This is a genomic window from Candidatus Methylomirabilota bacterium (assembly GCA_036005065.1).
Lineage (GTDB): Bacteria > Methylomirabilota > Methylomirabilia > Rokubacteriales > DASRDR01 > DASYQW01.
On the sequence record DASYQW010000417.1, the window covers coordinates 1 to 7,216 of the forward strand.

The following is a 7,216-nucleotide window of genomic DNA, read 5'->3' on the forward strand; positions in this document are numbered from 1 at the left end:
GATCTGGCCGTCACGCTCTTGCCGCAGCCGCTCTCGCCGACGATGCCCAAGGTCCCCCCTGGGTACAGGTCGAAGCTGACGCCATCCACCGCCTTGACCGTACCCTCATCCTGAGGGAAGTAAGTCTTCAGATTCCGAACGGACAGCAGCGTATCCCGCGGCACGGCCGTCGAGGCTCCCTCTGGTGAGCTATCGACCGTAGGGATCGGCGGCATCTCGCAGCCCGTCGCCGAGAAAGTTGAAGGCCATGACCACGACGATCACGGGCACCGCCGGGAGCATCAGCCACGGAGAAATGGCCACCGTCTGGACATTCTGGGCCTGCTGCAGCAACACCCCCCAGCTGATGGCGGGCGGGCGGAGGCCCAGGCCGAGAAAGCTGAGGGCGGTCTCGCTGATGACCATGGCGGGCAGGGCGAGGGTGGTGGCCGCGATGATGTGGCTCATGAACGACGGCACCATGTGGACGAAGATGGTCCGCATCTGGCTACATCCCACCAGTCTAGCTGAGACCACGAAGTCCTCCTCGCGCAGGGTGAGGAAACGCCCGCGGACAACGCGGGCCAGCTCCGTCCAGGCCAGGAGCGAGATGATGATGGTGATGGCGAAGTACACCTGCAAGATCGTCCAGTGCCGGGGGAGGGCCGCGGCCAGTCCCATCCACAACGGAATGGTGGGGATCGAGCGGAGAATCTCGATGATCCGCTGGATCACGGTATCGGCGAGGCCGCCGTAAAATCCCGAGAGCCCGCCCAGGACGACGCCCAGGAAGAGGCTCATGGTCACCCCGATGAGCCCGATGGTGAGCGAGATGCGCGTGCCGTACATCAGGCGCGACCACAGATCCCGCCCTTGCACATCCGTGCCCAGGAGAAAGATCGCCTGGGCGGCGTCGTGGCCCCCGTCGACCCCGATGAGATGACGCGTCGTCGGTATCAGGCCGAGCCATCGATACTCGAAGCCCTGGGCGAAGAACCGGAGCGAGATCTTCTGAGTGGAGTCCTCTCGATAGACCCGCCGGAAGGACTGCTGGTCGCGAACGCCCTTGACGGCGTAGACGTGGGGGCTGAACCGCCAGCCGTCGAACCAGCGGATGGACTGCGGCGGCATCAAGGAGCGCTGTGCCTCGGAGGCATTGGGGTCGGCATAGGCGAGGAAGTCCGCGCCCAGCACCACCAGATAGAAGCCGATGACGACCATCCCGCTGACCACGGCCACCCGATGCTTCCGGAATCGCCACCACGTGAGCTGCCACTGCGAGGCCACAAAGATGCGCCGGTCCGCGACAGGCGCGACGGCGGCTGGCCCGTGAGCGGGGATGCTGGCCGGATCAAGGGTCAGGTCAGGCCTGGCCATCAGGAATCCTCGAGCCGGATGCGCGGGTCGATCCACACGAGCAGAATGTCCGAGACCAGCGTGCCGATCACCGTCATGACGCCCAGCAGGAGCACGATCGTCCCCGCCAGGAACATGTCTTGCGAGATGAGGGCTCGGAGCAGGAGGGGTCCGACCGTCGGCAGTCCCAGGACCAGGGACACGATGATGCTCCCCGACACGATGTAGGGCAGGGTATAGCCGATCGTGCTCGCGAACGGATTGAGAGCCAGCCGTACCGGGTATTTCAAGATCACCCGGCCCTCCGTCAGGCCCTTGGATCGCGCGGTCACCACGTAAGGCTTGCGCAGCTCATCCAGCAGATTGGCGCGCATGATCCGAACCTGCTGCGCGGTTCCCGCCAGACCCAGAATCAAGGCGGGGATCGGGAGATGCTTGAGCAGATCCCAGACCTTGGCCATGCTCCAGGGGGCGTCCTGAAGCTCGACGGTGAACAGCCCCCCGATGTTGGCGTTGAAAAGGGTGAAGCCGAGATAGAGCAGGACCAGGGCCAGGAGAAAGTTGGGGACGGCGAGGCCGATGAATCCCACGAACGTGGCGGCGTAGTCACCCAGTGAATACTGCCGCACGGCAGAGTAGATGCCGATGGGCAGGGCCAGCACCCAGGTCAGGAGCAAGGCGGACACCGCGACCACCATGGTCAGCCACAAACGATCTCCGATCACCTCGGTAACGGGGCGCTTCCACTCCATGGACATGCCGAAGTTGCCCTCGGCGAACAGCTTGACCCACTTGTAGTACTGGACATAGATGGGGCGGCCCAGGCCGTACTGGATTCTCAGATTGTCCGCCTCTTCCTCGGAGACGACGCTGCCCGAGGCGGCCATCTGAGCGATGTACGAGGTGACGTAGTCGCCCGGGGGCAACTGGATGATGACGAAGGCCAGGACGGAGATCGCCCAGACCGTGAAGACCGCGAGCAGAGCGCGTCGTCCGATGTACGCGAGCATCTTAGAATCCCTGGTCCACGGCCCGGTTCACCGCTGAGTGGCCACGGTGAACCGGGCGCCAGCGAATCTTACTTTTTCCAGAAGAACGTCACGGGCCGGGAAATCGTCGGGGTCTTGCCGTCCGGGCTGTTGTATTGCCGGGAGGGAACGTTGCCCATGTTCGTCTTGGCCACCCGTACCCCCATGGAGGCCGGGCCCATGCCGATCACGCCGATGATGTAGACCTCCTCGGCGGCGATCTTCCAGACCTCCTTGCCGAGCTCGATCCGCTCCTTCTCCGGCACTCCGTACGCGCGCTTGAACTTCTCCATCAGCTCCTTCATGCGCGCGGGCGGCTCCTTGCCCTGGGTGCCGGCGGAGTGGAACCAGCGCGCGTAGAGCGGGCCGGAGGACGCGACGGTGGCGATCTCGAAGGGGAACACGTGGAGCGGGAAGGTGAACAGATGCTCGCTGCCGTCGTTGTTCCAGGCGCCGAGCTGTTGCTCGTTGGCCGCGGTCCGCTTGAGGGCCAGGCTGCGCTCCACCTCCTGCACGGTCAGGTCGATGCCGATCTTCTTCCACTGCTCGCGGATCATCTCCGCGATCTGCGTGAACTGGAGAAACTGGCCTCCCAGCGTCATGATCTCGATGCGCAGGCGCCCCTTGCCGTCGGTGCGCAGCCGGTAGCCCTCGCCGTCTTTCTTTGCGAGGCCGATCTTGTCGAGCATCTCGTTGGCCTTCTTGACGTCGAGCGTGGCCCAGAGCTTTCGGTATTGCGGTCCCGGGTTGTACTTGTTCGAGTCCGCGGGCACCACGGAGCTCGGGGTGCCCGTCCCCAGCCAGAAGGTCTCGTTGATCTGGTCGCGGTCGATCCCGCTGGCGAGCGCGCGCCGGAAGTCGGCCGTGTTCATCCACTTCGCGATCTCCGGGTCGGCCTCATAGCTCAGGTTGAACTTGATGATCATGTCGCCGCCGTAGTCGCCCGGGTCCAGCTGGAGCTTGTAGCCGCCCCTCTGCTGGTTCTCGATGAATACCGGCAGCTTGCCGAGGTCGAGATGTCGAGCCTGGAAGTCGTACTCGCCCGCGATCGCTCGCAGGTTGATGACCTCCAGGTTCTCGGCCAGCGTCAGCATCACCCGGTCGATGTAGGGGAGCTGGTTGCCCTCCGTGTCCACGAACACGCTGTAGGGGTTGCGCTCGAGCGTCCACGTGGACGTGTTGCTCGGCGTGACCGTCTTCCAGGGCGTGAGGACCGGCAGCTCGGGGTTGAGGGCCCAGTCGCTCTTGGAGAAGAACATGCGGACCCAGCTGTCGAACTTCGCGTCCTTGACCTTCCGGTCCAGATCGGCCGGGGCCACGTATTTCGGGTGGAACTGCTTCAAGTAGTGGGCGGGCGCGTACCCGCCCAGCCCGAGTGTCCCCCGCCACGCCTGGCCGCCGAGGTCCGTGGAGCCGGCCAGCACGTCGGGCAGCATGTAGTACGGATCGGAGAACTTGAACTTGACCGTATACGTGTCCACCTTCTGGACCTCACCCTGCTTGCCGTTGATCGCCATCGTCGCGGAGGGCGTGGGCACGAGGTCCTTGTTCCGGTAGATGTCCTCAAACCAGAAGACGAAGTCATCCGCGGTGAACGGACGGCCGTCGCTCCACTTCATCCCCCGGCGCAGATGCAGGACGACCGTCCGGCCGCCGTCCTGCATCTCGTAGCCTTTGGCGATATTGGGGGTGACCTTGTCGCCCGTGTAGTCCCAGAACAGCAGGTGGTCGGGGCCCGAGCAGCACCGATAGCCGTTCCAGAAATCAGCCGGCCCCGTGAAGCCGCCCCGCCAGGTGCCTCCGTACTTGCCGATCTCGTGCACCGGCTTTATGACGAGCGGGTCCTGCCCGATACGATCCGCCACCGGCGGCAGCTTGCCCGCCTTGACCAGCGCGGCCAGCTGCGGCGCCTCCTTGAGCTGCTTGGGAAGCTTCGCGGGGTCGGTGACGACCTCCGGACCCTCCAGCTTTCCGATCAAGGCGCTCTTGGAGGCGATCTGCGCCAGGGCTCCCGCGGCGACCGCGCAGATCAGCACCCCCACCATGAAGGTGACCGTGAATCGGGACCGGAGCGTGCGCCAGTGCTTGATCATGAATGCTTCCCCTTTCATGCTGGCTCCGACCGAGGGCTCGTACCCTCCGCCAGGCCATCGTTGGCCCACTGCGCCCCTCTTGACGGCCGTCCTGCCCTTCCACGCGAGATCGACGGCCCGAGGCCCCGGCGCGTCGGCCCCGATTATGGTGATAATCCGGCGGCAAGTCCAGGGTCCTAAGGGGCCGGCCTCTGTTGCTGCCTCGGCTCTGCTGGCAAGGGCCCAGGCCCACACGAGTGGACATCCGTCGGCCCCCGTCGAAGTGATGATCATGGCAGAATGAGGCCTTTGCTGGCTTACCCGCGACGACAGGAGAGACACCATGGCCGTGATCAAGCCCGCTTTCACGCAGATCGCCTCGGGACTGCGATTTCCCGAAGGCCCCGTGGCCATGCCGGATGGCTCCGTCATCCTGGTCGAGATCGAGCGCCGGACGCTCTCGCGCGTCACCCCGGACGGCAAGGTTCACGTGGTCGCGCACCTCGGAGGCGGGCCGAACGGCGCCGCCATGGGACCGGGCGGCAAGATCTACGTCACCAACAACGGGGGCCTCAAGTTCGTGGAGCGGCCGGGCAAGCTGTTTCCCATCGGCCAGGCCGACGACTACATCACGGGCAGCATCCAGGTCGTCGACCCCGAGAGCGGGAAGTTCGACACGCTCTATGATTCGTGCGACAGGCGCCGGCTGTGCGGCCCCAACGACCTCGTCTTCGACCGCGCGGGCGGCTTCTGGTTCACCGATCTCGGCAAGACGCGCGAGCGCGACGCGGACCGGGGCGCCGTCTACTATGCCAGGGCCGATGGCTCAATGATCCGCGAAGCGATCTTCCCCCTGGAAAGGCCGAACGGCATCGGACTCGCACCCGACGAGAAGACGCTCTACGTGGTGGAGACGCCCACCGCGCGCTGCTGGTCGTTCCGGCTCTCCGGGCCCGGGCAGATCGAGTCGGCCAACGGGCCCTATCGTGGCGAGAAGGGGGTGGTCGTCACCGGCCTCGGCGGCTACCAGATGTTCGACTCCCTCGCCGTGGACAGCGAAGGCCACATCTGCGTGGCCACCTTGATCACGGGCGCGGTCAGCGACATCTGGCCGGACGGCAGCCGCGTCGATCAGTACACACTGCCCGACATGATGGTGACCAACGTGTGCTTTGGTGGGCGCGGTCTTCAGACCGCGTACGCCACACTATCGATGGGCGGGACGCTCGTATCGTTCGACTGGCCGCGCCCCGGCCTGGCCCTGAACCACCTCAACAGTGGCGGGAGACCCTGAAGGAGTGCTGACAGCGGCAGAGGTCGAGCAATTCATCACTGACGGGTACGTGGCGGTGCGGAGGGCAGTGCCCGCCGACGTGATCGCCGAGTGTCAGAACGTGCTGTGGATGGATCTCGCCACTCGCGGCGTCAATCGCACCGATCGATCGACGTGGACGCAGCCCGTCATCCGGCTCAACAGTCCGGAGGGTGGGCCCTTTGCCGCGGCAGGCACCGCGCGGGCGCTCTGGGACGCGTACAACCAACTGCTCGGCGAGGGTACGTGGTGGAAGCGCCAGGGCCTGGGCGGCACCATCCCGGTGCGCTTCCCGAGTGAAACGGACCCGGGCGATGCGGGATGGCACATCGACGGCAGCTACGATGGACCAGACGGCAGCTACTGGGTCAACGTCCGGAGCAAGATGCGCGGACTGCTCGTGCTGTTCCTGCTCACCGATGTGGACGACCGGAGTGCGCTCACGCGCATCCTGAAAGGCTCACACCTCGATGTGCCCCGTGTCCTCGCCCCTGTGGGCGAAGAGGGCACCAGCTTCGCCCACGTCGCACCCCGCCTATCTGGCTCGACGTTCAATCGTCAGCGGGTGCTCGCCACGGGCAAGGCCGGTGACGTCTACGTCTGTCACCCCTTCCTCGTGCACGCCGCATCGTGGCCCCATCAGGGAACGCAGGCGCGGATGATCGCCCAACCCGGCGTGGCCATCCGCGAGCCATTCCCCCTTCGCGAGGAAACCGCGGAGGCGGACGCGTGCCCCGTGGAAGCCGCCATCCTCCGCGGCCTTCGGAACGGATGAGGGCGGCGCACCGCGGGGGAAAGCTCTCGTCCAGCCGGAAGGGCGCGTGGATCCGGATCGTCGTCGTGCTCGGCCTGCTCGGAGCTCTTGCCGTAGCATGGCAATGGACGCCGGTCCCCGGCTGGGATCGGCATACGCCCTCGCCGGGTGCCTGGCGAGCGCGGCCGTCGCATTCGTGGTGGGGCGGAAGCTGGGTCAGGAGACGGTGACACGCCTCGCGGGCGAACGGGCGCGGCGCATCGGGCAGGTCCTGAACCGGAACGGTATTCTCGCCGCATTTCTGATGCGAAAGGTTCCCGCTCCCTACGTGCTTGCCAACATCGTGGCGGGCGCCTCCCGGATCCGGTTCCTCGACTTCATGATCGGCACGCTCCTGGGCATGGGATCGATCGTGATCATTCTGTCGTCTTCGGATACCAGCTCCTGAAGCTGGGGAGGAAACCCACAGCCGGCTCCCTTGCCCTCGCGGTCGTGCTCCCCCTCGTCTCCTTTGGGATCGCCTTCGCCGTCAATCGTCTGGTCTGGAGACGTCGGTCGAAGAGGTAAAACCGTCACGGCCGCTTCAGGCGCAGGTCCTCCAGCGGGCCGGAGTACGCGAAGCTCCGGATCAGGTTGATCCCCGGCTCCTCGACGCGCGGGCCGACGCCCCAGATGAAGGCCAGCTCGTAGATCGGGATGTGGGTCAGCCGGTCAT

At 65.7% G+C, this 7,216-nt stretch carries 7 protein-coding genes; 3 read left to right on the plus strand and 4 right to left on the minus strand.

Translation table 11 applies throughout. The features are described from left to right. The 4 genes from VGW35_27255 to VGW35_27270 form a co-directional block, all read right to left on the minus strand. Positions 1-215, minus strand: a 215-nt coding sequence (locus VGW35_27255; protein ID HEV8311374.1) for an ATP-binding cassette domain-containing protein, incomplete at its 3' end; no start/stop codon positions are given. Next, positions 190-1,356 carry an ABC transporter permease gene (locus VGW35_27260; protein ID HEV8311375.1) on the minus strand — a complete coding sequence of 389 codons (1,167 nt, stop codon included), beginning with the start codon at positions 1,354-1,356 and terminating at the stop codon, positions 190-192. The genes VGW35_27260 and VGW35_27255, both read right to left, overlap by 26 nt. Then, a complete protein-coding gene (locus VGW35_27265) occupies positions 1,356-2,345 on the minus strand; it encodes an ABC transporter permease (GenBank protein ID HEV8311376.1) in 990 nt (329 codons plus the stop codon). Before VGW35_27265 ends, VGW35_27260 begins: the two co-directional genes overlap by 1 nt. A 68-nt stretch (positions 2,346-2,413) precedes the next feature. Beyond that, positions 2,414-4,474: an ABC transporter substrate-binding protein gene (locus VGW35_27270; GenBank protein HEV8311377.1), complete on the minus strand. Its 2,061-nt coding sequence runs from the start codon at positions 4,472-4,474 to the stop codon at positions 2,414-2,416. Between the two features lie 304 nt (positions 4,475-4,778). On the opposite strand from VGW35_27270, the gene VGW35_27275 reads away from it, so the two are divergent. The 3 genes from VGW35_27275 (at position 4,779) to VGW35_27285 (ending at position 6,949) form a co-directional block, all read left to right on the plus strand. Then, positions 4,779-5,729 carry an SMP-30/gluconolactonase/LRE family protein gene (locus VGW35_27275; protein HEV8311378.1) on the plus strand — a complete coding sequence of 317 codons (951 nt, stop codon included), beginning with the start codon at positions 4,779-4,781 and terminating at the stop codon, positions 5,727-5,729. Positions 5,730-5,733: 4 nt separating this feature from the next. Next, positions 5,734-6,522 (plus strand): phytanoyl-CoA dioxygenase, encoded by a 789-nt coding sequence (locus VGW35_27280; GenBank protein HEV8311379.1) that lies wholly within the window; start codon positions 5,734-5,736, stop codon positions 6,520-6,522. A 103-nt stretch (positions 6,523-6,625) separates the two neighbouring features. Next, complete coding sequence (locus tag VGW35_27285; GenBank protein HEV8311380.1) at positions 6,626-6,949, plus strand: VTT domain-containing protein; 324 nt, start codon at positions 6,626-6,628, stop codon at positions 6,947-6,949. Positions 6,950-7,216 lie beyond the last annotated feature (267 nt).